22 protein-coding genes are annotated in these 24,563 nt (G+C 70.0%); 16 read left to right on the plus strand and 6 right to left on the minus strand.

Annotation, left to right across the window (positions count from 1 at the left end; genetic code table 11):
- Window positions 1-24 precede the first annotated feature (24 nt).
- Window positions 25-840 (plus strand): helix-turn-helix transcriptional regulator, encoded by an 816-nt coding sequence (locus ABZX37_RS41150; protein ID WP_354749105.1) that lies wholly within the window; start codon window positions 25-27, stop codon window positions 838-840.
- 10 nt (window positions 841-850) lie between these two features.
- Here ABZX37_RS41150 and ABZX37_RS41155 read toward each other — a convergent pair whose 3' ends face one another.
- Window positions 851-1,591 (minus strand): SGNH/GDSL hydrolase family protein, encoded by a 741-nt coding sequence (locus ABZX37_RS41155; RefSeq protein ID WP_354749106.1) that lies wholly within the window; start codon window positions 1,589-1,591, stop codon window positions 851-853.
- A 750-nt stretch (window positions 1,592-2,341) separates the two neighbouring features.
- Window positions 2,342-3,019 (minus strand): transglycosylase family protein, encoded by a 678-nt coding sequence (locus ABZX37_RS41160; protein ID WP_354749108.1) that lies wholly within the window; start codon window positions 3,017-3,019, stop codon window positions 2,342-2,344.
- A gap of 1,132 nt (window positions 3,020-4,151) precedes the next feature.
- Here ABZX37_RS41160 and ABZX37_RS41165 point away from each other — a divergent pair.
- The 4 genes from ABZX37_RS41165 to ABZX37_RS41180 all read left to right on the plus strand — a co-directional run bounded on the left by ABZX37_RS41165 (window position 4,152) and on the right by ABZX37_RS41180 (window position 9,914).
- Complete coding sequence (locus tag ABZX37_RS41165; RefSeq protein ID WP_354749110.1) at window positions 4,152-4,445, plus strand: hypothetical protein; 294 nt, start codon at window positions 4,152-4,154, stop codon at window positions 4,443-4,445.
- Window positions 4,442-5,815, plus strand: a complete 1,374-nt coding sequence (locus ABZX37_RS41170) for a diaminobutyrate--2-oxoglutarate transaminase family protein (protein ID WP_354749112.1) — start codon at window positions 4,442-4,444, stop codon at window positions 5,813-5,815. Before ABZX37_RS41165 ends, ABZX37_RS41170 begins: the two co-directional genes overlap by 4 nt.
- Before the next feature lie 488 nt (window positions 5,816-6,303).
- Window positions 6,304-7,032, plus strand: coding sequence for a hypothetical protein (locus ABZX37_RS41175; RefSeq protein WP_354749114.1), 729 nt, complete (start codon window positions 6,304-6,306; stop codon window positions 7,030-7,032).
- Between the two features lie 107 nt (window positions 7,033-7,139).
- Window positions 7,140-9,914 carry a hypothetical protein gene (locus ABZX37_RS41180; protein ID WP_354749116.1) on the plus strand — a complete coding sequence of 925 codons (2,775 nt, stop codon included), beginning with the start codon at window positions 7,140-7,142 and terminating at the stop codon, window positions 9,912-9,914.
- Window positions 9,915-9,963: 49 nt separating this feature from the next.
- Here the strand turns inward: ABZX37_RS41180 and ABZX37_RS41185 are convergent, their stop codons facing one another.
- Both ABZX37_RS41185 and ABZX37_RS41190 read right to left on the minus strand, forming a co-directional pair.
- Window positions 9,964-11,043, minus strand: coding sequence for a putative sulfate exporter family transporter (locus tag ABZX37_RS41185; protein WP_354749118.1), 1,080 nt, complete (start codon window positions 11,041-11,043; stop codon window positions 9,964-9,966).
- On the minus strand, window positions 11,040-11,171 hold the full coding sequence (locus ABZX37_RS41190) for a hypothetical protein (RefSeq protein WP_344286337.1): 132 nt from the start codon (window positions 11,169-11,171) through the stop codon (window positions 11,040-11,042). Before ABZX37_RS41190 ends, ABZX37_RS41185 begins: the two co-directional genes overlap by 4 nt.
- Before the next feature lie 179 nt (window positions 11,172-11,350).
- On the opposite strand from ABZX37_RS41190, the gene ABZX37_RS41195 reads away from it, so the two are divergent.
- The 3 genes from ABZX37_RS41195 to ABZX37_RS41205 are packed head-to-tail and all read left to right on the plus strand — an operon-like array spanning window position 11,351 to window position 14,618.
- Entirely contained in the window at window positions 11,351-12,313 is a 963-nt protein-coding gene (locus ABZX37_RS41195; RefSeq protein ID WP_354749120.1) for an LLM class flavin-dependent oxidoreductase, read from the plus strand.
- A complete protein-coding gene (locus ABZX37_RS41200; RefSeq protein ID WP_354749122.1) occupies window positions 12,310-13,575 on the plus strand; it encodes an LLM class flavin-dependent oxidoreductase in 1,266 nt (421 codons plus the stop codon). The genes ABZX37_RS41195 and ABZX37_RS41200 overlap by 4 nt, the downstream gene beginning before the upstream one ends.
- Entirely contained in the window at window positions 13,572-14,618 is a 1,047-nt protein-coding gene (locus ABZX37_RS41205; protein ID WP_354749124.1) for an LLM class flavin-dependent oxidoreductase, read from the plus strand. The genes ABZX37_RS41200 and ABZX37_RS41205 overlap by 4 nt, the downstream gene beginning before the upstream one ends.
- Here the strand turns inward: ABZX37_RS41205 and ABZX37_RS41210 are convergent.
- Entirely contained in the window at window positions 14,615-15,397 is a 783-nt protein-coding gene (locus ABZX37_RS41210) for an IclR family transcriptional regulator (protein WP_354749126.1), read from the minus strand. The genes ABZX37_RS41205 and ABZX37_RS41210 overlap by 4 nt on opposite strands.
- 139 nt (window positions 15,398-15,536) lie before the next feature.
- On the opposite strand from ABZX37_RS41210, the gene ABZX37_RS41215 reads away from it, so the two are divergent.
- Genes ABZX37_RS41215 through ABZX37_RS41250 form a run of 8 tightly spaced genes read left to right on the plus strand, consistent with a single transcriptional unit; the run spans window position 15,537 to window position 22,740 of the window.
- Window positions 15,537-16,559, plus strand: coding sequence for an ABC transporter substrate-binding protein (locus ABZX37_RS41215; RefSeq protein ID WP_354749128.1), 1,023 nt, complete (start codon window positions 15,537-15,539; stop codon window positions 16,557-16,559).
- Window positions 16,556-17,551 carry an NrtA/SsuA/CpmA family ABC transporter substrate-binding protein gene (locus ABZX37_RS41220; RefSeq protein WP_354749130.1) on the plus strand — a complete coding sequence of 332 codons (996 nt, stop codon included), beginning with the start codon at window positions 16,556-16,558 and terminating at the stop codon, window positions 17,549-17,551. The genes ABZX37_RS41215 and ABZX37_RS41220 overlap by 4 nt, the downstream gene beginning before the upstream one ends.
- Complete coding sequence (locus tag ABZX37_RS41225; RefSeq protein ID WP_354749132.1) at window positions 17,548-18,393, plus strand: ABC transporter permease; 846 nt, start codon at window positions 17,548-17,550, stop codon at window positions 18,391-18,393. The genes ABZX37_RS41220 and ABZX37_RS41225 overlap by 4 nt, the downstream gene beginning before the upstream one ends.
- Complete coding sequence (locus tag ABZX37_RS41230) at window positions 18,390-19,109, plus strand: ABC transporter ATP-binding protein (RefSeq protein WP_354749134.1); 720 nt, start codon at window positions 18,390-18,392, stop codon at window positions 19,107-19,109. The genes ABZX37_RS41225 and ABZX37_RS41230 overlap by 4 nt, the downstream gene beginning before the upstream one ends.
- Window positions 19,106-19,984, plus strand: coding sequence for an ABC transporter substrate-binding protein (locus ABZX37_RS41235; RefSeq protein ID WP_354749136.1), 879 nt, complete (start codon window positions 19,106-19,108; stop codon window positions 19,982-19,984). Before ABZX37_RS41230 ends, ABZX37_RS41235 begins: the two co-directional genes overlap by 4 nt.
- A gap of 4 nt (window positions 19,985-19,988) precedes the next feature.
- A complete protein-coding gene (locus ABZX37_RS41240; RefSeq protein ID WP_354749138.1) occupies window positions 19,989-21,056 on the plus strand; it encodes an LLM class flavin-dependent oxidoreductase in 1,068 nt (355 codons plus the stop codon).
- On the plus strand, window positions 21,053-22,246 hold the full coding sequence (locus ABZX37_RS41245) for a M20 family metallopeptidase (protein ID WP_354749140.1): 1,194 nt from the start codon (window positions 21,053-21,055) through the stop codon (window positions 22,244-22,246). Before ABZX37_RS41240 ends, ABZX37_RS41245 begins: the two co-directional genes overlap by 4 nt.
- Complete coding sequence (locus ABZX37_RS41250) at window positions 22,243-22,740, plus strand: GNAT family N-acetyltransferase (RefSeq protein WP_354749142.1); 498 nt, start codon at window positions 22,243-22,245, stop codon at window positions 22,738-22,740. The genes ABZX37_RS41245 and ABZX37_RS41250 overlap by 4 nt, the downstream gene beginning before the upstream one ends.
- Here the strand turns inward: ABZX37_RS41250 and ABZX37_RS41255 are convergent.
- A complete protein-coding gene (locus ABZX37_RS41255; protein ID WP_354749144.1) occupies window positions 22,737-24,110 on the minus strand; it encodes an MFS transporter in 1,374 nt (457 codons plus the stop codon). The genes ABZX37_RS41250 and ABZX37_RS41255 overlap by 4 nt on opposite strands.
- Window positions 24,111-24,563: the final 453 nt, after the last annotated feature.

Consider the following 24,563-nt stretch of genomic DNA (forward strand, 5'->3'; position numbering starts at 1 on the left):
AGCCCGCCGCCTACGCTGATCCGCATGGGCAGTACGGAACTGGGCGACTTCCTGCGGGCACGCCGCGCACAACGCTCCCCGGACGACGCCGACGTGCGCTATTCCGGCAGACGCAAGGTCGCGGGCCTGCGCCGCGAGGAAGTCGCCGTGCTCGCCGGAGTGAACGTCGACTACTACGCGCGCTTGGAACAGGGCCGGGAAACCCGCCCGTCACCGCAGGTGCTCGACGCCCTCAGCCGCGCACTGGACCTGGACCCCGACGCCCGCGAACACCTGTACCGCCTCGCCGGCGCCGCCCCGCCCGACCTGCCGTCCCCGGCGCCCCAGACCGTGAGCCCCGAACTGCGGCAGCTCATGGACAGCCATCCGCACGCACCCGCGTTCGTGCTCAACCGCGTCCTGGACATCCTGGCCGCGAACACCCTCGCCGACGCCCTGTTCTCCCCGTTCCGCGCGGCCGACAACCTCGCGCGCATGACGTTCCTCGACCCAGCGGGGCGGCAGTTCTACGCCCGCTGGGACTGGACGGCCCAGGCGACCGTGGCGAATCTGCGCGCAGCCGCCACCTCCGAACCCGGTCTGCCGCAACTGGTGGCGGAATTGAGCGAAGGCAGCGAGCAGTTCCGGGCGTTGTGGGAGACCCATCAGGTGCGCGGGAAAACCCGAGAGCCCAAACACCTCGTGCACCCGGCGGTCGGGGCGCTGACGTTGACGTATCAGGCGTTCGACGTGCGGAGTGCGCCTGGGCAGCAGTTGATCGTCTATCAGGCTGAGCCGGGGAGTGCGAGTGCGGACGCGTTGTCGTTGTTGCGGAGTGTTCCGTTGCGGGTGCGCCGATAGCCGGACATCGTCACCGGGAAAGCCGAGCGATCAGCGCGTCGAGGTGCGGACGGAAAGCCGTGAACCAGATCTGGTAACCGCGCGAGTTCACGTGTGTGAAGTCGGCCGCGAAGACGTCGAACCGGCGGGCGGTGCGGAATGCGCGGGCGAAATCCGCGTGCGCGACCTTCGCCTCGTCGGCGACCTCGGCGAGTGCTTTTTGATACGGCTTGCTTCCCGGCTGCAATGGCACGTCGGACAGAATCGTCCGGTCCGCTGGAACCCGCTCGACCAGTTCGCGCACGTCCGCCCGGAATTGGCCGAGCGGCACGCGGGCGATGGCGTCCGCGGAACCCGCTACGACAATCACCGCGTCGGCGTCGGCCAGATGCAGGTGTTCCAGGACTGTCGCGACACGGCCGCCGCCGGTCGAGAGGTTTGTCAGGTGCACCGGTCGTCCCGTGCGCTCGGCGAGATATGCCGCGATCCGGGCGACCAGGCTTTCCTCCGGCCGTCGCGCGCCGATGCCCATCGCGGCTGAATCGCCGAACGCGACCACTCGCAAGGCGTTGGGAGCCAGTGGTTCTGCGGCGCGGGCGGCCCAGTATCGCGGATACGTTCTGGTCTGCCGCCACAGCGCCAGCAACCTGACCGTCTCGGCGAGGGCCAGCGCACCGGCGGATACTCCAGCCAGTCGCCACAGATTGCGCCGACGGTGAGGCGGCGTCGGCTTCATCGCTGCCCGATTGCCGCGCCCGAGCCGTGCTGCCACGGGATTCTTTCGCGGTGCACCATCGAACAGCCCCCATTCGAACGCGGCCGACCACAACGACGGCGCTGAACAGACTTCGCCGCGTTCCCTCGCCTAAGCGCGTTTCCGACTCTACTCGCGGAAAGCACCGGCTGGACGGCCTGCGAACCGCCGTGGCTGTCGCGCGTTCGAGATCTCCGGCTACGCGCTATGGCAAGCCCGCGGCAAGGGCTGGCGTTCTCTGCCCTGGAGGCAAGGCGTGCAGCACAAACGTGCCCGCACTCCCGCGAAACAGACCGCACCGACGCTGCCTACCTCGCGGCCAAACCCGGTCGCACTCCGGCAAAACAGACCGCACCAACGCTTCCTGCCTACGCGGCAAGGCATGCGGCGCAAACCGCCCACGCTCCCGCGAAACAGCTGACGCCAGCGCATCCCGCTCGCACGGCAAGGTGCGCAGCGCAACCCGGCCCACGCTCACACAAGACAGCCCACGCCAGCGCTGCCCGCCGCACGGCACGGCACGGCACGCAACCCGTCCACGCGCATGCGCGACAAACCGGGCCAGCGTCCTCCGCCCTCGCGGCAAGGCGTGCGGCGCAGACGGGCCCGTGTTCCCACAAAGCAGGCCCGTCCGCTCCGCACGCCGGCCGCCGGGGCGCGCGGCGGTGCCCGAGCGCACTTTTCGCGCGCGCGTGCACCGGCGGCCTCCGGCCGGGGTCGCGCCGCCCGGGGGAAAGCGGCGCGGGCCCGGCCGGGGCCTCGGCGGGGTTACTTCGTGACGATCTTCTGGCCGACCATGATCAGGTTGGCGTCCGGGATGAACTTCTGGTTCAGCTGCTGCAGGTGCTGCCAGCCGCCGTCCACGTTGAGGTTCTTCGCGATTCCGGAGAGGGTGTCGCCGGCGGCCACGGTGTAGCTGCCGTCCGGGTTCGAGGTCGGCGCGGCGTGCTTCGGCGCGGACTTGACCTTCGTCTCGGCCTTGACCTCGACCTTCGGCTTCGCCGCGACAGCCTCGACCTCGGCGGAGCCGCCGGAGGTGTCGCCGCCGAAGTTCGCGTAGCCCGCCGGGCCCGAGCCGCCGCGGCACTGCCACGGGGCGGAACCCTGCTTCGCGTAGATCCGGTCCGCGACGATCTGCTGCTGCGCGGGCGTGGCCTTGTCGGCCGTCGGGGCGAACTGGCCGCCGCCATTCGCGAGCCAGGTCTTCGTGACGATCTGGAACAGGCCGGCGGGGCGGCCCGCGCGCTGGCCCGCGGCGGTGTTGTTGACCGCGGTCGGGTTGCCGCTGCTCTCGCACTTGACGATGCCGGCCTGCCCCGGGAAGGCGTTGGCCGTGCCCGCCCCGGCGAGGCCGATGCCGCCGAGGGTGGCGCCCGCGAGAGCCGCGGTCGCGCCGGTGCGCTGGAGGACTGTCTTCGTCTTGCTGGGTTTGCTGTGCCGTCCCACGGTAGGTGGGCTCCTTCGCTGTCACACCGCACAACCGTCCTCGTGCCTGGGTCAGGCAGCGAGCAGCGACGGTTCGCGGCGGCTTCGGGTCGCTGATCCTCGGGGTAGATCGCAGGTCACCGCAAAAGCTCGAGAAGATTACGAAACGGAAACAGCAGGTGTACAGAGGCAGTGGGATCGGCCACAGATCGCCTCGGCGTGTAGCAGTCAGGCGACAGTGCGTCACGCCTCAGTCATCCTACTTGGTTAGTCAATCACAGCTCAACAGCAACGATTCTGGCCCAACTCCGCCGCGCAAACTGACTCAAAGCGGCCGCGTCGGCAAATTTCACACAATCTCTACTGTGAGCTACTTCCAGTCGATCGAATCGTTACGTTCGAGATAAACGCAGGTTCGTCACCCTCGTTCACTCCGCACTACGGCACCTGGTCCGACCGCCACGCGTCCCGCCGGACCAGGCCCGCTCCCCCGGACGCACCTCGCCTTCCGCCCGTCCGCCCCCGGCCCGAGCCGGTGGACCAGCGGTCCAGACCACTGCCTTGGTCTGGACCACCCCGGACGGCACCTCGCCGGACCCGCCGCCGAAAACGCAGCCCGCCGCCCGCCCTCCGGCGGAAAACCGCACCCGCGACCGGACCCGGCGGCGAAAACGTCAGAAACGGCCCGGCGACTTCGATATTTCTCCCATCCGACATATCCCCGAACGCCTTCGGCAACCGTCCCGAAAACATCCCGCCATGCGGTCTTCCGCGCCCGATTCACATGCCGGAAACGAAGCGTGAATATTCACGCTCCGTTTCGCGGAACCGCGAACACCGTTGCCGTTTCAGTCGTTCAGCCCAGCGCGGCGAACTCCGCGAAATCACCGCCTTCACTCTCCTGGCGCATTGCCTTGCCTAATATCGGCCGATTCTTTTCTTTCCGCAGCCAGGCCCGGCGCGCCCGCGGCCGAGGCGCCGGTGCGGCGGAACCGGCTGCGCTACGCTGTGCCCCGCGGTATTCCAGTGAGGTCAACCGGGGAGGGCTGCGCCCAGCGCGGCCCTCCCTCGGTCTGCCCGCGAAAAACCGTTTCCTTCCTCGCCGGCCGTTTCTCGGCGGTCCGCGAATCCCTGCGAAAAAGAGGAGGAGTGCATGACGAACTCGACGCCGGACGCGCCGCGCGACGTCGGCGGCACGCATCGGCGGGCCGGCACCGAGGAGATCTGTCCCGAGGAAGGCACCGCAATACCGCAGCATTCGAGAGAACGGCCGCTCCGGTTAATCGAGGAGGACTTCCCCCGGCGGCTCCCCGCGAGCGCCGGGCGGGAACGGTTCGCCCCGAATGTCTTTGTCCATTGTGGAGGCAAGGACCCCGGGCGGGCCGCCGCGCACCGAGGCGGGCCCGGCCGCGCCACCACCACTGTCAGGGGAGAACAGGCCAGATGACCATCCTCGACCATCCCGCGCCGCTCACCGGCCCCGCCGTCTACTGCGATCTGCCCGGCCCTCGTTCGGCCGAGTACCTCGCCCGGCAGGACCGCCGCGAGCCGGTCCCCCGCGGCGGCCCGCGGCGGCTGCCGATCGCGATCACCGAGGGTTCGGGCAGTTTCGTGCGCGACGCCGACGGCAACGTCTTCATCGACTTCCTCGCCGGGGCGGGCGTGCTCTCCCTCGGGCACAACCATCCCGAGCTGGTCGCGGCCATGACCGCGCAGCTGAGCAAGCTGACCCACGCGCTCGACTTCGCGACCCCGGTCAAGGACGAGTTCTCCGAGGCCCAGCTCGCGATGCTGCCCGAGGCGCTGCGCTCGCGGATGAAACTGCTTTTCTGCGGCACCGCCGGGGCCAACGCGGTCGAAGCCGCGCTCAAGCTCTGCAAAACCGCGACCGGACGCGGCGGCGTCGTGTCGTTCCAGGGCCGGTTCCACGGCAGCGCGCACGCCGCGCTCGGCCTGACCGGGCTGGCCGGCCAGCAGCGTTCGGTCGCGAATCCCCTGCCCGGAACGCCGTACGTGCCGTACTCCTCGTGCCCCCGCTGCCCGGCCGGGCACGATCCGGCCGCCTGCGCCGCGGACTGTCCGGACCAGCTCGAACGATCGCTGCACGACCCCGACGGCGGGCTCCCGTTGCCGGCGGCGGTGGTGCTCGAACTGGTGCAGGGCGAGGGCGGCGTGGTCCCGGCGCGGGCGGATTTCGTGCACCGGGTGCGCGAGCTGACCCGGGAGCTGGGCATCCCGCTGATCGTCGACGAACTGCAGACCGGCTGCGGCCGGACCGGGACCTGGTTCGCCTTCGAGCGCTACGGCATCGAACCCGACGTGATCGTCGCGTCGAAGGCGCTCAGCGGAATCGGCTCGCCGGTCTCGCTGATCATCTACGACGAGCGCCTCGACAACTGGGCCCCGCGCACGCACACCGGCACGTTCCGCGGCAATCAGCTCGCTTTCGCCGCGGGCGCCAGGGCGATCGAGGTCGTCAACCGCGACAGCGTGCTGGACAACGTCGTCGAACGCGGATACCAGTTCGAAGAACTGCTGTCCCCGCTGGCCAGCCACCCGTGGGTGACCGACGTGCGCGGCACCGGGCTGATGTGGGGCATCGAGCTGACCGACCCGCGCACCGGCGCGCCCGCGTCGGAACTCGCGCTGGCCGTGCAGAACCACGCGTTGCGCCGCGGGCTCATCCTCGAACTGGGCGGACGCGGCGACAGCGTCGTGCGGTTGCTGCCGCCGCTCAACGTCACCGCGGACGTCGTGCGCACGGCCGCCGGGATCCTGCTGGCCGCGCTCGACACGGCGACCCGCGAGGCTCGCTGACCAATCGACTGCGCCACCGCCCGGGTTCCGGCGGTGGCGCAGTCGCCGTCAGTTCTACTGTTAGTACGGGTTTCTGCCGAATGGCGGCCGAAGTCGTCTTCTGAGTAGGTTTTCGATCACCGGACCGAATGAGCCATCCGGAATTCGCCTCGCCGAACGGTCTCCCATTCTACTGACCGTAGTGTGCGAAATCGTGCTGCGCGGGACGGAAAAACGCGGCGGTTTCCCAGTTCGCACAGAGTAACCTCCCCCAGCAAGGGGAGCCGTGGATCTTACTCCGCTTGCCCTCCGGAATGCGGCATCTACCAGCGCGCCCGCACCCGGGTTCAGCGACCAGTATCACCGTCTGTCATTCACTCGAACGGGGAGTAGGGAAATCATGATCTAGTGCTCGTTGGCACTGTTTGCCAGACTGGGAACAACGCACCGTTTCGCCGGTGATTAATCGCTGATCGCGAACGTACGCACCGTTTCCAGGAGGCCTCGTCATGAGGTGTGGCAGCACGGCCGGAATCCACGCGAGCCAGGCGGCTTGCTGGGTCGCGCGTGTCCTGGCGACAGCAGCGGCGCTCGCGGGCGGACTGGTTCTGAGCTGGCTGATTTCGACCGCTTCCGCCTCAGCGGAGCCGATTCCGCCGACTCCGGACATTCATTCCCTGCTCAAGGACACCGGCGTCCGGAACATTGTGGACAGTGCGCAGCGCTCGGACGTCGCAGCGGTCGGCAAGGACATCGTTGGCACAGTGGAGAAAACCGTCTCCCAGCTGACGCGGACTGTGCCGCGGAAACCAGCGCCGGTCATTGCGCGGCGCCCTCAACCCGTCGTCCAGCCGAAGGGGCCAGCTATCGCCGAACGTCCGGCGAAATCGACGGATCGCGCAGCGGAAAAGGCCACAGCAACTTCGACCGCTGTTAAGCGGCCGGTGCACGCGACGAATGCCGCTCCGCAAGCGACCGCTCCGGTCAAGTCGACTGCTCGACACACGATCCACCGGGCATCCGCACCCGTACACTTCAATCTCGGGCCGAAGACCAAGCGCGCACCCTCGATTCCGACCTCGCCCGGGGTATTCCTCTGGCAGAGCGGTTCGGCGCAGGGTGGATTGCAGGCACCAGCACGGCTGTCCGAACCGACGCCGGTCGCGATTCCGGCCCGGCCAGGCGACACGTCCTGCCCGGCGAACACCAACGCCCGGCCCGGGTACGACCCGGACTAGCGCGCCCTCGTTCTTCGTCACTCCCCACGGCACTAAACCCGATTCCTCGCGGGCGCTGAAGTCGTGCCCGAAATATCCAGCCATCACTGAGAACAAAGGGATTCGTCATGCACATTTGGGTCAAGCGCAGCATGCAAACAGCACTCGTCTCGGGCGGCTTGTTCGTCCTCGGCACCGGGGTCGCCTCGGCCGCCGACAGTCCGGACGCTCCGGCCAATCCGATCGACGCCGGGGTCACCGTGCCGATCGACATCGGCGACAACGTCCTCGGCACCCCCGTCGGGCAAACGAAACTGCCCGGGTACCAGGGTGAGGTGTCCACCAAGACGCTCACCAATCCGCTCCAGCAGGCCCTGAAGCCGAAGACGAGCAGTGCGGCGAAACCAGCAACCCCAGCAGCCGCCAAACCAACGCAAAAGACGGTGACCAAGGCCGCGCCGAGCAAAGCCGCTCCCCCGAGCGATCCCCTGCGCGGCAACCGCGCCAACGCCGATCTGGCGGTCCCCGTCCAAATCGCCGGAAACGCCTTCGCGGCGGGCGGACCCGCCGAGGTCGACGGCTCGAACCACCACCAGACCTACCAAGACCACCACGACATCACGACCAGCGGCGCGGGCACCCCGCTGGGCGGAAACGTGGTCGACGCACGCTGGGCGGTCCCGGTGCAATTCGCGAACAACGCCATCTCCTGGGCAGGTGCCGCGCGCACGAAGGGCGGCCGCGCCGAGCAGACCACCTCGACGACCGGGAGCGACACCACCGACGGCCGCGGCGGCACCGGGTCCGGCAACGTCCTTGCCGGGCAGTGGGCGACGCCGCTGCAGGTCACCGGCAACGCGGCGTCCTGGGGAGGTTCGGCCCAGACGACCGACTCCCAGGCGCACAACACCACCGCCTCCGGCGGCCCGATCTCCAGCGCCGGGAAAGACAGCACGCTCGCGGGCAACGTCGGTGCCGCACCGCTGGCGTTCCCCATGGAATTCAACGGAAACGCCCCTACCTGGGGCGGAGTGTCCACAGTAGACTCCTCGAAAACCACCGACACGGTGACCGCGGGCGGCACCAAGGAAGGGATCAACCACATCCCGTCCTACGTCCAGACCAACGGCGATCGCGGGACCGGCTCCGGCAACATCGTTCAGCCCCAAGGCGCGGGCATCGCGAACGTCGCCAGCGTCGCCGCCGCGTGGGCGGGCAAGTCCAGCACCGGCGGCGTGCACGGCGGCCCGCTGGCGGACCCGGTGCCGCTGCCCGGCTACCCGTTCCCGACCGGCAACCCGCTCACCGGCGGAATCAACCCCGCCGCGCCCGCGCCGACCGGTCAGCCCACCCGTCCGGACGGGTCGCCGCTCTGGCCGGTCCCGATCCCGAGCCCGCAACCGGTGAAACCAGCGCACGCTCCGAAGTCGGCGTCCAGCTCGAAATCGACCGTCACGTCCGGCGGGTTCTCGTCCACGTCCGCGAAGGACGGCACCGGTTCGGGCAACATCGCCGACGCGCCGCTGGCGGTCCCGGCCGAGGTGTTCGGCGTCGCCGGGAACTGGGGCCTGGAGTCCTACGCCGGACACGACAACACGTCCGACGTGAAGTCGGGCAGCGGCACCTACACGAACGGCAACGGCGGAAAGGCGTCCGGCAACCTCGTTTCGGAGCCGGTCGCGGCCAGCCCGGACGTCTTCGGCTCCGGCGCCTCGTGGATCGGCACCAGCTACGGCCAGGCGACCAACACCAAGAACGTGCGGGCCGGCGGCTACGACGGTACCCAGGGCAACAACTCCGAGGCGTCCGGCAACATCGTCACCGCTCCGGCCGCGCTGCCCGCCGAGGTGTTCGGCGTCGGCGGATCGTGGGTCGGCCAGGGCGTCGGAGTCGCCGACGAGCACAAGAAGGTCACCGCGGGCGGCGACGGAAACACCAACGACGACAACGGAAAGCTGTCCTCGAACGTCATCGCCGCCCCGCTTTCCGCGCCGACCCAGGTCTTCGGCGTCGGGGCCGCGTGGATCGGCCGGGGCGTCGGCGAAGCGAGCAACCACACCGATTCGAAGGCAGGCGGCGACTACCACGGCACCGGCGCGCTCGGCACGGTCGCCGGCAACATCGCGCAGGCCCCGATTTCGCAGGTCACCCAGGTCGACGGAGACGGAGCGGCGTGGGGCGGCTACGGACAGGGCGTGTCCGACAACACCACTAATTCCCGCGCAGGCGGCAAGAACCTCGCCGACGGCACCGGCGGCACCCTCGCCGGAAACGTCGTCAACGCGCCGTCCGCAGGCACCGCGGGCGTCTTCGGGGTCGCTCCGGCGTGGATCGGCCGAGTGACCGGCGACGCGACGAACAACGTCACCTCCACCGCGGGCGGCGACACCCACACCGCGGGCGACCGCGGCCAGCTGGCCGGGGACGTCGTCTCGGCCGAGGCATTGCCGATCGCCCAGGTCTTCGGCGACTCGGCGGCCTGGATCGGGATGGTCGACGGCAGCGCGGTGAACCACACCCGCAACACCTCCGGCGGCGACATCACCAGCTCCGGCACCGGCACGTCCGGCGTCGTGCAGGACGCGCCGACCTCGGAGGTGGCGCAGGTCTTCGGCGACTCGGCGGTGTGGGGCGGAGTCGCGAACGCCTACGGCGACAACGTCACGCACGGCAATTCTGGTGGTCACGTCGGCACGACCGGCCAGCACAACCAGACGCCGGTCGGCGCGGTCGGGCAGATCTACGGCCTCCACCCGGCGCTGCTCGGGCAGGCCACGTCGATCGTCCCGGAGAACGTCACGCAGGTGATGGACGGCGACACTCCGGCACAGCTGGACCTGCCGCTGGGCCCGTCGGCATTGCCTGCCAACGGGATTCCGACTTTGCCGGGTCTGCCTGGCTGAGCCAAGCGGGGTGCCCGGGTCGCGCCGCCCGGGCGCCCCGCCTACCCGGTCAGAAGCTGAACCACTGCGAGGACACCAGCACCAGTCCCAGCGAGCACACCGCGACCACCACGAGGCCGAGCGCGGCCACGACCAACGGCCGCAGCCCGCTGCGGGCCATCTGGCGCAGGTCGAAGTTCAGCCCGACCCCGGCGAAGCACAGCAGGAACGCCCACTTCGAGAGATTCCCGAGATTGGCGACCTCCGCTTTGGTGAAGACGTGCGCGGTCGCCAGCGCCGACACCGCGATGAAGCCCAGCACGAACTTCGGGAAGGTGCGCCACACAAACCCCGCACGGCCCTTCACTCCACCAGCGACAGCCTTGCCACCGCGAGTCGACCAGTACGCCGCATACCCGAGCACCACGAGACCGATCAACGCGTTCCGCGTGCTCTTCACTGCCACCGCGACGTCCTGCGCATGCGGCGAATACGCCGCGCCGGTCGCGGTCGTCTCAGCAGTGTTGTCCACCGCGAGTCCAGCCCAGAGGCCGAATTCGGTGTCGGTCAAGTTCAGCGCGTGCCCGATCGCCGGGAAGGTGAACAGCGCGACCGCACCCAGCGCGAGGATCGCCGCGATGGCGTAACCGGAGTCCTCGTCGTCAGCGTCGATCGAGCCGCGCCCGGCGATGATGGCCGACACACCACAGATCGATGTACCGATCGCCAGCAGCGAGGACAGCTTCCCGCCGAGGCCGAAAGCTTTGCCCACCAACAGGATCACTGTCGTCGCGACGGCCATGTCGACCAGGATGAGCCCCAGGCTGAACCCGCCGAGCTTGGCCAGATCGCCCAGCACGAAGCGAGCGCCGAGCAGGACGATGCCGGTCTTCAGCCAGAACTCGTAGGTCCCGACCCCGGGCCGGAACAGCGCGGGGATGCCGATCGTGTTGCGGATGACCAGTCCGAGGACGATCGCCCACAGCACGTATTCGATGTCCGGCAGCGCGGTCCCGGTCGCGTGGCCGAGGCTGCGCACCCCGTTCTGCGCCAGTGTTCCCACGATGCCGACCGCCGCCAGCAACAACAGCCCCGGCAGATATCGCACGACCGCGGGCACTGTGCGGCGGCCTTCCAGCGCGGCGGTCATTTGACGAGGAACGGGATCGTCGGCAGCACGCCGAACGCGGCCAGCGCCACCAGGACGGCCGCGACCAGCACCGCGGCCCAGTCGGCGCTGATCCGCGCGGCGCCTCGCGGCTTCGAATCGGGACTCATGACCGCAGGACTGTAGGCGGACCGGCCGCGCCAGTCCGCCCCGTCCACCAGCTGAGAAACCTCCTTTGTGGACACCGGCGGAACAACACCGGCCGGCCGCCCACATCCTGAGCGGCAGTGCGCCGCGCCCCGGATTCCGGCTACCTCTGGCACAACCGAATCGAGGGGGCCGTGCCCGCATGAGTTCACCGAAAACCTTGCACCTCGCCGTCGAACTCGACAGCGCCGGAGCGCGTCCAGGAGCCGATCCGCACGCACTGGCGGACGTCGTCGCCGACGCCGAGCGGGCCGGGTTCGCGTTCGTCACCTTCGACGACGCGCCCGTCCCGCCCGCGGGCGGATTCCGGGTCGAGGCCACCGTCCGCGCGGCCTATTCCGCGACCTTGACGTCCCGGATCGGGCTGGCCCCGACGTCGCACGTGCTGACCGCCGAGCCGTTCCACCTGGCCGCCCAGCTGGCGAGCCTCGACCACGCCACGCACGGCCGCGCCGCCTGGATCGTCGGCACCGCCGCCACGCCCGAGGCACTCGCGACGATCGGCCGCGCGCACCCGGACGACCTCCGCCGGGAGGTGGCCGACGTCGTCGAAACGGTCCGGCGGCTGTGGGATTCGTGGGAGGACGACGCGGTCATCAAGGATCTCGCCACCGGCCGCTATCTGGACCCGGACAAGGTCCACCACGTGGACTTCGAAGGGGAAACGTTCTCCGTCAAAGGCCCGCTGATCACCCCGCGACCGCCGCAGGGCAGCCTCGTCGTGCTGGCCGCCGAGGAGTTCGCCGACGTCGTCCAGCCGGACATCGTGCTCACCGACGACCTCCGCCACCGTGACCGGACCGCTCCCCTGGTCTTCGGCGAGCTGGAGGTCCGCTTCGCCGCCACCGAGCCGTCACCGAACGGCCGCACCCGCTACACCGGCTCCCCCGCCGGTCTGGTCACGTTGCTGGAGCAGCTCGATCTCGACGGCGTGCGCCTGCATCCCGCGCCGGAGGACCTGCCCGTCCTGAGCCAGGAAGTACTCCCGGAACTGCACCGGCGAGGCCTGCTCACCCCACCGGAACCGGGCGCGACCCTCCGCACGACGCTGGGCCTCCCGCGTCCCGAGAACCGATTCGCCGTGTCGTCGAAGGGAATCGCATGACCGCGCAGCTGCACCTCGGGGTCTTCTACACCGGCGTCGGACCGCAGTACCTGTGGGACGACCCGTCGAACGCCGATCACACCGAGATCGAGACGTACGTGTCGGTGGCCCGCACCCTGGAGCGCGGGCTGTTCGACGCTTTCTTCCTCGGCGAAGGCTTGCGGGTCCGGGAGAATCGCGGCCAGGTGCACGCCTTGGATGTCGCCGGACGCCCGGACGCGATCACCCAGCTCAGCGCACTCGCCGGGGCCACGGCGAGGATCGGGCTGGTCGCCACGCAGAACACCACCTACAACTACCCCGCCGACCTCGCCCGCCGCCTCGCCTCGCTCGATTACGTCTCCGGCGGACGGGCCGGGTGGAACATCGTCACCACCGACAACGCCTGGACCGGGGCCAACTTCCGCCGCGGCGGCTGGCTGGCGCACGAACGCCGCTACGAACGCGCGACCCAGTTCGTCGAGGCGGCGAAAGCCTTGTGGACCGGACCGGCCGAGGCGGACACCGACCTGGTGCGGCTGCGCGCCGAACCGACAGTCCCGCCGAGCCCCCAGGGTCGTCCGGTTTTGTTCCAGGCGGGCGACTCCCCCGGCGGCCGGGATTTGGCCGCGCGCCACGCCGACGTCGTCTTCTCCGCGAACACCGCCTACGACAAAGCGGCGGCTTACGCGGCAGACCTGCGGGACCGATTGGCGCGCCACGGCAGGCCCGCTGACGCGGTGCGCATTCTGCCTGGTGCGTCAGTCGTCCTCGGCGATACGCCGACCGACGCCGCTGAACGCGCGGAGGAGATCCGCCGCCGCCAGATCAACCCGCAGCGCGCCATCGCGTTCCTCGAACAGTATTGGGGCCAGGACCTGTCGGCGTTCGATCCGCACGGGCCGCTGCCGGACATCGAACCGGCCGAGGGGGAACTGGACCCGTCGCGCGGCACGATCTCGATCGAGCACCGCACCGGGAAACTCGAACGCATCCAGCAGTGGCGCGAACTCGCCGAAGCGAAGAACCTGTCGATCCACAAACTGGTGCTGGAGGTCGAACCGCGGCACCACTCGTTCGTCGGAACGCCCGCGCAGGTCGCCGACGAATGGGCCCGTTATGCGGCCGACCGCGTGGTCGACGGCTTCAACCTCAGCCCGCACCTCGTGCCCGGATCGATCGACGAGGTGGTCGACCGGCTCGTGCCGGAACTGCAGGACCGCGGCGTCTACCGCACCGAGTACACCGGCACGACCCTGCGCGAACACCTGGAGCTGCCGTGAGGTTCCTGCTGATCACCCTGATCACGCACACCCCCGACCCGGTCACCGGGGAACTGGCCGCGCCTGAGGCCCGGCTGCGCGAGGTCGTCGAAAACGCCGAGCTCGCCGAGGAACTGGGCTTCGACGGCTACGGCGTCGGCGAACGGCACGAGCGGCCGTTCCTGTCGTCGTCCCCGCCGGTGGTGCTCAGCCACATCGCCGCGCGGACCCGCCGGATCCGGCTGTTCACCGCGGTCACGACGCTCAGCCTGCTCGACCCGGTGCGCGCGTTCGAGGACTACTCGATGCTGGACAACCTTTCCGGCGGCAGGCTCGAGCTCATCATCGGCAAGGGCAACGGCTCCGCGCAACGCGAGCTCTTCGACGTCACGCCCGAGGACCAGTGGGACCGCAACGCCGAGGGCTACGAGCTGTTCCGCAAACTGTGGCAGGCGGACCGCGTGACGTGGTCCGGGCGGTTCCGGCCGCCGCTCACCGCCGCGGAGGTGTGGCCGCGACCGCTGCAGCAGCCGATCCGGATCTGGCACGGCAGCGCGACGAGCCGCGAATCCGTCGAGCTGGCGGCGAAACACGGGGATCCGCTGTTCTCCGCGAACGTCACCAACCCGATCGAACCGTACGCCGAGCTGATCCGGCACTACCGGGAACGCTGGACCTTCCATGGCCGCGATCCGGTTCAGGCGGTGGTCGGCGCGGGCACGGCCGGGTTCCAGCTGGCGAGCCGGTCGCAGGACGCACTGGAGGCGTACCGGCCGATCTTCGAGTCCCGGCTGGCGCTCCAGCGCAAGCTCGGCCAGGAGGTGGTTTTCCCGACGCTGGAGGACTTCGCCGAGCGCAGCTCCGCGCTGATCGGCAGCCCGGCCCAGGTCACCGAGAAGGTGTTGAGATACCACGAACAATTCGGCCACGGCGTGACGCATCTGTCCGCCGACCGCGACGGCCGGACACCGCGGGAGCATCGCGCGGCGTTGGAGCTCTTCCAGGCTGAGGTGGCACCGGCGTTGCGGAGGGCGATACCTGGGCCGCCCTGGCCGTCGAGCTAGTACCGCTGGCCCGGCTCCAGCAGCAACACCGCCAACGCGTCCGCACATCGTCGCGCCCGGGAGAGAAACCACGGCAACCGGTCGTCCGTCAGAGTGTCCGAAGTGGACCGTAACGCCAGTGCCGCGTGCACGTGCCCGGAGGCACGCAGCACCGGCACGGCGATCGTCCGGACGCCGAACGCCGATTCCCCGTCGTTCAGCGCGTAACCCGCCTCCCGGACGCGGTCCAGTTCAGCGCGCAGGTCGGCTTTGCGGGTGATGGTGCGCGAGGTGTAGGCCGTCAGCGGCGGCAGCGCGTCCAGGTCGTCCTCGCCCGGCGGGGCCCACGCGAGCAGGACCTTGCCCAGCGCCGTCGAGTGCAGCGGGCGGCGGAGGCCGAGCCCGGCGGTGAGGGCGACGCTCGTGCCGGCGAGGATCACCGCGTCGGCACCGCTGCGGATGGCCAGGTCGGCGGCGCCGCCGGTGGCTTTGGCGACCTCGGCGAGTTCGTCCGCGGCGAGGTGGATTCCGCGCTGGTAAAGCGAAAGCTGGCCGAGTTCGGCGACCGCGGGCCCGAGCTGATAGCGCAGGCTGCCCTCGGCCAGTGCCAGGAAACCCGTCGCCGCCAGGGTGCGGGCGATCCGGTGCGCGGTCGAGACCGACAGGTTCATCCGCCGCGCGAGTTCGGAGACGCCCAGGTCGCCCGGGTTGTCCCGGAAGCACTGCAGCATGCCCAAGGCCCGGGTGACCGCCTGCGATCCGGCGGGCACGGCTTCGGCGTTACCGGCTTTGCTCACCATGTGGCAAGTGTCGCACAGGTTCTCAACACTAGTACCAGTAGTCGTCGGCAGATCTCTCATAATGTGGAAATTATTGTCGGCCCGGCACAGCTCGTGCGACGGTTCCGGCCGTCTCCCCTCCTCACCCGCTGGAGCAACTGTGCCCGCCCTGCCGGAAATCTGGTTCACCCGCTGTCCCGTGCCCACCGCGACCGGGATCGCCGCCGACCGCGGCGAACTGGCCCGCGAATTCGCGCCGGACGGCATCCGAGTGCGCGCGCTGCAAGACCTGCCCGCCGGCCAGCGGGACGCGCACTTCACTCACGAGCTGCCCGGCCTGTTCCGCGAGGGCGGCAACGTGCCGGCATTGTGGGCTCGGTCGCGCGGCGTCGAAACGCGGCTGATCGCGTTGACGTGGATCGAAGAACGCCAGAGCATCCTGGTGCGAGCGGACAGCCCGGTCGCCGAACCCGCGCAGCTGCGCGGACTCCGGCTCGCCATGCCCCGCCACGAGATCGCGATCGACTTCTGGCGGGCGATGGCGTTGCACGGACACGCCGGAGCACTGTCGCTCGCCAGGCTCACTCTCGCCGACGCCGAGCTCGTCGACGTGCCCGGTTCCCCGATCGGCCAGTGGGAAGGCGAACTGGCCGCGTTACGGGATGGGCTCGTCGACGCCGTTTACGTCAAGGGCGCGGTCGCCGTCGAAACCGCGCGCCGGTTCGGGGCCAAGGTCGCGATCGACCTCGACGCCGCGCCCGATCGCCGCGCGCGGGTCAACAACGGCACGCCGCGGCCGGTGACCGTCCACCAGCGGCTGCTCGACGAGCACCCGGACGTGGTGACCCGATTCCTGGCGCTGCTGCTGGAATCCGCCGCGTGGGCCGCTGACCGGCCAGAGGACGTCGCTCGGATACTGCGCGCCGAAACCGGTGCGGGCGTCGAAGGCGTCACCGGTGCCTACCGTCCCGAAACCGCCGCGAACCTCGGGCTTTCGCTGTCCGGCGAGCGGCTGTCCTTGCTCGAACACCAAGAGCTTTTCCTGAGGCAGCAAGGGTTTCTCGAAAGTCCGGTGGACGTGTCCGCCTGGGCCGCCCCCGAACCGCTGCTCGCCGCCCGCGCGCTCGTCGACCAGCGCGCGACCCCGCTCGTATCCCCGATCTCCCCCGGAGTCCGACCATGAGAACCCGTTCCCTCGCCCTGGCCGCCGCCGCGGTCCTCGCCTTCGCCGGAGTCGCGGCCTGCTCGTCGAGCGCGGCCGACGCCGGCACGGTGCAGGTCCGCATCCCCGACGACAGCAATTCCGGACTGCTCGCCGTGGGCCGCAAAGACGGCTCGCTCGCCGCCGCGCTCGCGAAGGTGCACGCCTCGGTCGAATGGACCGGCACCGCCGGAGCGTTCGCTCCCGCCGCACAGCAACTCGACGCGAACGCACTCGACTTCGCGTCCGGTTCGATCACTTCGGCGACCGCGGCGCTCGCGCAGAATCCCGGCTTCAAACTGTTTTCCGCCACCCAGCCGGACAAACTCGGCGAAGGCATTCTCGTCAAGAACGGCTCGCCGATCACGAATGTGCGAGACCTCGTCGGCAAGAAGGTCGCGGTCTGGCACGGCGGGACGAGCGAATACCTGTTGCTGCAGGCGTTGCGCCAGGCCAATGTGCCGATCGATTCGGTTCAGCGGGTGTATCTGCAGCCCGGGCAGGTCGCGCCGCTGTTCGCGTCCGGCCAGGTCGACGCGTGGTCGACGTGGGCCCAGTTCTCGGTTCCGCGACTGGCCGACGGGGGTTCCCGCTTCCTCGTGACCGGCGGCCAGGTCGGTTCGGAGAACTACGCGGTTTGGGCAGTGCGCTCCGGATTCGCCGATCAGCACCCCGAAGTCGTGCGCGCGCTCTACGACTATCTGCGCGCCGCCGGACAGCGTCAGCAGCAGGATCCGGGCGCGTTCCTGAACGTCAAAACCACTTCGGGACCGGAAGCGCTTTCCCCGGCGCAGAAAACCGTCGCGGAGTCGATCAACAAGGCGCTTTCGCCGACCGCCCCGATCGGCGCGCCGGAACTCGATCGCTTCCACAATGTCGCGCGATTCTTCGCCGATCAGCACATCACCAACGGTTTCTTCGACGTCAAGCCGTACGTCATCGACGTGACCTCCCTGCCTGGGAGCCCGAAGTGAGCACGGCGACCGAATTCTCCGTCGCGTCGACTGCCGGGCTCGTCGTACCGGACGCCCCCGCGGCCCGCACCCGGCGACGCGGACTCCGGCTCGCTCTGCGCGTCGTCGGCCCGCTGGTGCTGCTGCTCGCCTGGATCACCGGCTCAGCCACCGGCGTGCTCAGCCCGACGCTGCTCGCCTCCCCCGGTCAAGTACTGGCCGCGGTGGGCGAACTGTGGACCAGCGGACAGCTCGGCGACGCGCTGGAAGTCTCGCTCGCCCGCGCCGGGGCCGGGCTGGCCATCGGCGTGCTGGTCGGCCTCTCGCTCGGGGTCCTGACCGGATTCTCCCGGCTGGGCGAGGAATTGCTCGACTCGTCCGTGCAGCTGCTGCGGACCGTCCCGTTCCTTTCGCTGGTCCCGTTGTTCATGGTGTGGTTCGGGATCGGCGAAACCGCGCGCGTCGTGCTGATCGCGGTGGCGACGAGTTTCCCCATGTACGTCTCCGCTTCCGGGGGCGTGCGCAACGCCGACCGCGGCCTTCTCGAAGCGATGCGGACGTTCGGGATGGGCCGGCTGGCCCTTGTGCGGGAAGTCGTGCTGCCGGGGGCGTTGCCGTCGCTGCTGTCCGGGCTGCGATTGTCGATGACGCTCAGCGTGATCGCGCTCATCGCCGCCGAGGAGATCAACTCGACGGCGGGCATCGGCTACCTGATGTCGACCGCACAGGAGTATTCGCGCACCGACGTGCTGACCGTGTGCATCCTGATCTACGCCGTGATCGGCCTGCTCGCCGACGGCGCGGTCCGGCTGCTGGAACGGCTGGTCATGCCGTGGCGAACCGTCGGACGGGGTGCCCGGTGAACGCGGCGGCCGTGCACCTGCGCGGACTTGAGCGGCGGTTCGGCGACCGCGCGGTGCTGGACAGCCTCGACCTCGACATCCGGCGCGGCGAGTTCTTCGCCCTGCTGGGCGCCAGCGGCAGCGGGAAGACGACCCTGCTCCGGTTGCTGGCCGGACTGGACCGCGCTGACGGCGGCACGGTCCTGGTGCCCCAGGTGCGCACCGTGGTCTTTCAGGAACCCCGGTTGGTGCCGTCGAAGCGCGTACTGGCCAACGTCACCGTCGGAATGCCGCGGGGCGGGACGGCCCGACGGACCGGTCTGGAAGCGCTCGCCGAAGTCGGCCTCGCCGACCACGCCGACGCCTGGCCCGCCACCCTCTCCGGCGGCGAGGCCCAACGGGTCGCACTGGCGCGCGCGCTCGTCCGCGAACCCGAACTGCTGCTGCTCGACGAACCGTTCGCCGCCCTCGACGCCTTGACCCGGCTGCGGATGCAGGACCTCGTCGAACGCCTGTGCCGCGTGCACCGGCCAGCCGTCCTGCTGGTCACCCACGACGTCGACGAAGCCATCCGGCTCGCCGACCGCATCGGCGTCCTGCGCGAAGGACGCCTGATCACCGACGAACACGTCGGCCTTGACCGGCCGCGAGACCCGGCCGATCCCGCCTTCGCCGCGCTTCGTTCCCGCTTGCTCGCCGATCTCGGCGTGCACACTCTTGAGGAGACCTCGCCATGACCGTCCACATCGGAGTCCACCCGCACAACCCGTCCCTCTACCACCTCTCCCGCCTCGGCTTCCTCGAACAACTGCTCGGCGAAGAAGTGGAATGGCACCGGATCGGCGGACTCGACACCGCCGCCGCGCTGGCGGACGGGCGGATCGACTTCGGCGGCACCGGCTCGACCCCGCCCCTTTCCGCCCAAGCCGACGGCCACGACCTCGTCTACGCCGCCGTCTCCGCGCCTCGACCGGGTCACGGCGCACTCCTGGTGCGCGACGACATTCAGGCAGCGGACTTGAAGGGCCAGACCGTCGACCTCGCGATCGGATCGTGGCAGACCCACTTCGTCAGCAAGCTCCTGAGCAGCCACGGACTCGACTACGGGCGGGACATCACCGCGCGCCGAGCCGGACCGTCCTCCGCCGACGACCTCCGCGAAGGCCGCATCGGCGCATGGGTCGCGCAAGGCGCGGAGCTGTTCGCCGCCCGCCGCTCCGGCGACGTGCGCACGCTCGTCGAAGCCGGGGACGTGATCGCCGACCGCTCGGTGTTCTTCACCCGCCGCGACGTCGCCGACACCCGGCCCGAACTCGTCGGCACCATCGTGAAAGCACTGCAGCAGGCCGACGACTGGGCTGCCGCGAACCTGACCGAAGCTGCGGACTTCATCGCCGCCGATCAAGATGGCAACGCCGAGGACTGGTACGCCGCGCTGGCGGTCCTGCCCTGGCGACTCGAGCCGGTGAGCGACGTCTTCCTCGCCGAGCAGCAGGAAGCCGCCGACATCCTGGCGGACGCCGGATTCCTCGCGAAACCGATCAAGGTCGCCCAGATCCGGCACGCGGGACTGGACCAGGCCGTCGCGGCGGCACTCGGCGTGAAGGGCTGAAATCGTGACCGAAATCCTCTGGTACCTCATCCCCCGCGAAGGCGCCTATCCGTGGGAGCCCGAAGGACGCCGCCAAGTCGACCTCGCGTACCTCCAGCAGCTCGGCACCGCCGTCGACCGCATCGGTTTCGACGGCGCGTTGTTCGCCACCGATCTTTACGACGTGTGGCCGCTCGCCAGCGCGCTCGCCGCGGTCACCCGGCCGTCCTTCAAGCCGTTGCTCGCCGTGCACCCCGGCCTGATTTCCCCGACGCAGCTGGCGAAAATGGCGTTGACCTTCGAACGGCTCTTCGGCCGGGACCGCCTGCGCTTCAACGTGGTCAACGGCTCCACGCCCGCGTTGCGGCAGGCCGGTCTGCAGCTGGAACACGACGAGCGGTACGCCCTCAGCGCGGAATACTGGTCGCTGGTCAAACGCCTCACCGCCGGGGAAACGTTCGACCACAAAGGACAGTTCTACGAGCTGACCGGCGCCGGGCAGGGACTGAGCGAACTGGTCCCGGACGGCGGCACGCACGTCCCGCTGTGGTTCGGCGGCTCGTCCCCGGCCGGCATCGAAATGGCCGCCGAGCACGTCGACGTCTACCTGACCTGGGGCGAACCTCCGCACCTGCTCAAGGAAAAACTGGAGCGGGTCCGCGAACGGGCCGCCGCGCACGGCCGCGAACTCCGGCTGGGCCTGCGGTTGCACCTGATCGTCCGGGACACCGAGGAAGAAGCGTGGGCCGCCGCCGACCGGCTCCTCGACGTGACGAGCGACAGCACGTACGAACGCATGCTCGGCGACGCGGCGGCCAACGACGGCGAGGGCTGGCGACGACAGTTCCGTCAGCACGGCGGCGTCGTCCCGGCCCGTGCGCGAGAACTAGAGGAACACCCGAACCTGTGGCCTGGCATGGGTTTGTTCCGCCCGGGGCCGGGAACCGCCGTGGTCGGCAGCACCGAACAGGTGCTGGAGCGGCTGGCCGAGTTCCGTGATCTCGGAGTCGACGTGTTCATCCTGTCCGGCAACCCGTTGCTGGAAGAGGCTTACCGGGTCGGGGAAACGATTCTTCCGGCGTTGCGGGGATGAACGCGCTGCTGACTGCCGCCCGCGACCTCGACCTGCCTCGGTTGCGAGCACGCCTGCACGCGACGCCCGAGGTAGGGCTCCACCTGCCCCGGACACAAGAAACCGTCCTCGCCGCCCTCGACGGCCTGCCCCTTGAAACACACATCGGCCGTGCGCTGAGTTCAGTGGCGGCAGTCGTGCGCGGCGCGGCGCCCGGCCCCACCGTGCTGCTCCGCGCCGACCTCGACGCGCTGCCGTTCCCCGGCGGACCCCGGCATGCCTGCGGGCACGACCAGCACGCGGCGATGCTGGTCGGCGCGGCACAGCTGCTGTCCGCCCGCCGGGACCGGCTGGCCGGCGACGTCCTGCTCATGTTCCAGCCCGGCGAGGAGGGTCACGACGGAGCGCGTCACATGCTCGAAGAAGGTCTCCTCGACGCGACCGGCTCCACGCCGATCGCCGCCTACGCCCTGCATTCGGCCGCTTCGTCGCCGCTCGGTGTCTTCGGCAACACCGCCGGTCCAGCGCTCGCCGCGTCCGGCAGCGTCACGATCACCTTGCGCGGCCGGGGCGGGCACGGGGCCTGGCCGCACCGCGCCGCCGATCCGGTGCCCGCGGCCGGAGCGCTGATCACCGCTCTGTACGCGGTGGTCAACCGGGAGTTCGACGTCCAGGAGCCGGTGATCCTGACCGTCGGCAGCGTCCACGCCGGGACGCAGGCGACGATCATCCCAGCCGAGGCCCGGCTGGACGCGACGCTCCGGGCGATGTCCGACGCGACGCTCGACCAGCTCGCCGCCGCGGTGGAACGCGCTGCGCACGGTGTCGCGCACGCACACGGGATCCGCGCCGAAACCACGTACCGGCCGGGCTATCCGGCGACGGTGAACCACGTCGGCGAAGCGGATTTCGTGCGCGACACCGTGCACGACGTCTTCGGCCCCGACCGGTTCGTCCGCACCGCGAAACCAGCGCTGGTGTCGGACGACATCGGCCGGATCCTGGCCGCCGTCCCCGGCGTGATGACCAGCGTCGGAGCGTGTCCGCCCGGCCGGGATCCCGCGACCGCACCGGGAAATCACGCGCCGGACGCCGAGTTCGACGACGCCGTTCTCCCCGACGGCGCGGCGCTCCTGGCCGAACTCGCGCAACGGCGGCTCGGATATTCGCTGGACAGGGCTCGCGGCGGCGCGCAAGATCAAGAGACGTGACCGATTTCGCCGCTTTGCCGCTCGCCGACGCCCAGCTGTCCGAAGCCCAAGCCGCCGACGCCGCCGAACTCCTCGTGCTGCAACGATGCTGCTGGGTGCCGCAGGCGATCGTCAACGACACCTTCGACGTGCCCGCGCTGCACGAGGACCTCGACACCGTGCGCGGCTGGATCGAGTCCACTCGCGTGTGGACGGTCCGGATCGGCGGGCGGCTCGTCGCCGCCGTGCGCGCCCATCTCGAGGAGGACCGCTGGGAGATCGGCCGCCTGATGGTCGCGCCCGATCTCGCCGGACAGGGCGTCGGCCGGTGGCTGCTGGGCTACGCCGAGCAGCAGGCCCCGCCGGAGGCGACCAGCCTGGTCCTCTACACCGGGTCGGGCAGCGAGCGGAACCTGACGATGTACCGGCGCGCCGGGTACCAGGCAGCCGAACCGCCCGCGAACACACTCGGGAAACACATCCACGGGGCGGTTTACCTGACGAAGGCCCGCTAGCGCTTTCCGTTGCGGAGCAACGCGAACGCTCCCACGCAGATCAAGGCGACCGCGTCCACCCCGATCGCGAGGCGGATGGCGTCCAGCTCGCCGGTGGTCACGGTCGTGAACACCGCGCTCAGCAACGGGATCCCGATCGCCATGCCGATTTGCTGGCTCTGCGTGGCCATCCCGGTCGCGAGGCCTTGCGTGTCCGCGTCCGCCGCCGAGGTCGCGAGCACCAGGAACGACAGCATCGCCAGCATCGAGAAGACCGCGTTCACGAACTCGGCCGCGACGAGGATCGCCAGCCAGCCGTTCGTCGCGGCCAGCCACAGGCCGGGCAGCATGAACGCGCCCTGGCCGACCAGCGCCACGCCGAGCATCGTGCGCGGCGGGACCTTGGCGAGGATCCGCGGGCCGACGCTGCCGCCGAGGATCTGGCCGACCCCGATCCCCACCAGCACCAACCCGGCGACCAGCGACGAAAGGCCCAGGACGTTCTGGACGTACAGGCCGGTGAAGAAGATCAGCGCGGTCTCGCCGCCGAAGAGGAACAGGGCGGCCAGGTTGCCGTAGGCGATGTCCGGGCGCCGGAGAATGGCAAGGGGCACGAGCGGGTCGGCGGTCCGGCTTTCCACGATTCCGAACGCGATCAGCAGGACAACCGCCAGTGCCAGCGAGAAGAGCGTCGTGGAGTCCAAACCGGACTCGGCGGCGCGGGTGATGCCGTAGATGCCCGCGAACAATCCGGTGGTGATGAGCACCGCACCGGGCACGTCGAGCTTGCGGCGGTTTTCCGCGCGGCTTTCTGGAACCACGAGCGGCACGACCACCAGTGCGGCAAGCGCGACCGGCAGGGTGAGGAAGAACGCCCAGCGCCAGGACAGCAGGTCGGTGAGCAGCCCGCCGAGGATCGAGCCGACGGTGAAGCCGGAGCTCATCATCACCCCGTTGAGCCCCAGCGCCTTGGTGCGCAAGGAAGGTTCGGGAAACGCGGCGGTGAGCATCGCGAGCGCGGCCGGCGTGACCGCAGCGGTGGCCAGGCCCTGCAGCGTCCGGGCGACGAGCAGCACCGCGGGCGAACCGGCCAGGCCGCCGACCGCCGACGCGACCGCGAGCACGGCCATCCCGACGGCGAAAATCCGGCGCCGGCCCAGGTAATCGCCGACGCGCCCGAACACCAGGGTGCAGCCCGCCGCGCACAACGCGAACATGGTGGTGATCCATTGCAGGTCGCCGGAGAGAAAGCCGAGGTCGGCCCCGACTCGCGGGAGCGCGACGTTCAGCACGGAGAAATCCGCCGCCAGCATGAACTGCGCGGCCAGCAGGACCACGAGCACCACCACGCGGCGGCCGGTCAGGCGGACGTGAGCCATATCGGTCGTCATGCGGCTCACCTTCGGGCCCGGGGCGGGAAACAGCCAGATCCCCGCGGTGACTAGCACTGCCAGTGGCAGGCTGCGGTCAGCTCGGATCGGTGGCGCGAGTCGCGCCCGCAGACAGGCAACAGCCGAACCCCGGCCATGACCAGCACCGCCAGCAGCAACCTGCGGTCGGCTCAGGCCGGTGGCGAGAGGCTTCGCCGCTCGCTCGGGCGAGAAGCTTGGTTCTGCGTGCCGGAACTCTGCCGTGTCCAACGGGCGGTCAGCCCCAATGCCAGGAACTCAAGCCGCGCGACCTCGGCCGTTGACCGTCCACAAAGGACGCAAATAGCACCTGCATGCCCCGATTTGTCGCCATGTGGCCGGGTTTTGTGGTCCGTGAAGGACTCCTTGAGGGAATCTGATTTCCAGCAAGGGTTGGGGAACGCGCCCAGCCCCGGGGGGGGGGCGCGCCCGCCG

Source organism: Amycolatopsis sp. NPDC004079 (assembly GCF_040610415.1).
In the GTDB taxonomy this organism is placed as follows: Bacteria; Actinomycetota; Actinomycetes; order Mycobacteriales; family Pseudonocardiaceae; genus Amycolatopsis; species Amycolatopsis halotolerans.

What these genes read in the sequence shown, in the direction of transcription:
- ABZX37_RS41150 (WP_354749105.1), top strand. Translation starts at nt 25, where the DNA reads ATGGGCAGTACGGAACTGGGCGACTTCCTGCGGGCACGCCGCGCACAA.
- ABZX37_RS41165 (WP_354749110.1), top strand. Translation starts at nt 4,152, where the DNA reads ATGACGAACTCGACGCCGGACGCGCCGCGCGACGTCGGCGGCACGCAT.
- ABZX37_RS41170 (WP_354749112.1), top strand. Translation starts at nt 4,442, where the DNA reads ATGACCATCCTCGACCATCCCGCGCCGCTCACCGGCCCCGCCGTCTAC.
- ABZX37_RS41175 (WP_354749114.1), top strand. Translation starts at nt 6,304, where the DNA reads ATGAGGTGTGGCAGCACGGCCGGAATCCACGCGAGCCAGGCGGCTTGC.
- ABZX37_RS41180 (WP_354749116.1), top strand. Translation starts at nt 7,140, where the DNA reads ATGCACATTTGGGTCAAGCGCAGCATGCAAACAGCACTCGTCTCGGGC.
- ABZX37_RS41185 (WP_354749118.1), bottom strand. Translation starts at nt 11,043, where the DNA reads ATGACCGCCGCGCTGGAAGGCCGCCGCACAGTGCCCGCGGTCGTGCGA.
- ABZX37_RS41190 (WP_344286337.1), bottom strand. Translation starts at nt 11,171, where the DNA reads ATGAGTCCCGATTCGAAGCCGCGAGGCGCCGCGCGGATCAGCGCCGAC.
- ABZX37_RS41195 (WP_354749120.1), top strand. Translation starts at nt 11,351, where the DNA reads ATGAGTTCACCGAAAACCTTGCACCTCGCCGTCGAACTCGACAGCGCC.
- ABZX37_RS41200 (WP_354749122.1), top strand. Translation starts at nt 12,310, where the DNA reads ATGACCGCGCAGCTGCACCTCGGGGTCTTCTACACCGGCGTCGGACCG.
- ABZX37_RS41210 (WP_354749126.1), bottom strand. Translation starts at nt 15,397, where the DNA reads ATGGTGAGCAAAGCCGGTAACGCCGAAGCCGTGCCCGCCGGATCGCAG.
- ABZX37_RS41220 (WP_354749130.1), top strand. Translation starts at nt 16,556, where the DNA reads ATGAGAACCCGTTCCCTCGCCCTGGCCGCCGCCGCGGTCCTCGCCTTC.
- ABZX37_RS41235 (WP_354749136.1), top strand. Translation starts at nt 19,106, where the DNA reads ATGACCGTCCACATCGGAGTCCACCCGCACAACCCGTCCCTCTACCAC.
- ABZX37_RS41245 (WP_354749140.1), top strand. Translation starts at nt 21,053, where the DNA reads ATGAACGCGCTGCTGACTGCCGCCCGCGACCTCGACCTGCCTCGGTTG.
- ABZX37_RS41255 (WP_354749144.1), bottom strand. Translation starts at nt 24,110, where the DNA reads ATGACGACCGATATGGCTCACGTCCGCCTGACCGGCCGCCGCGTGGTG.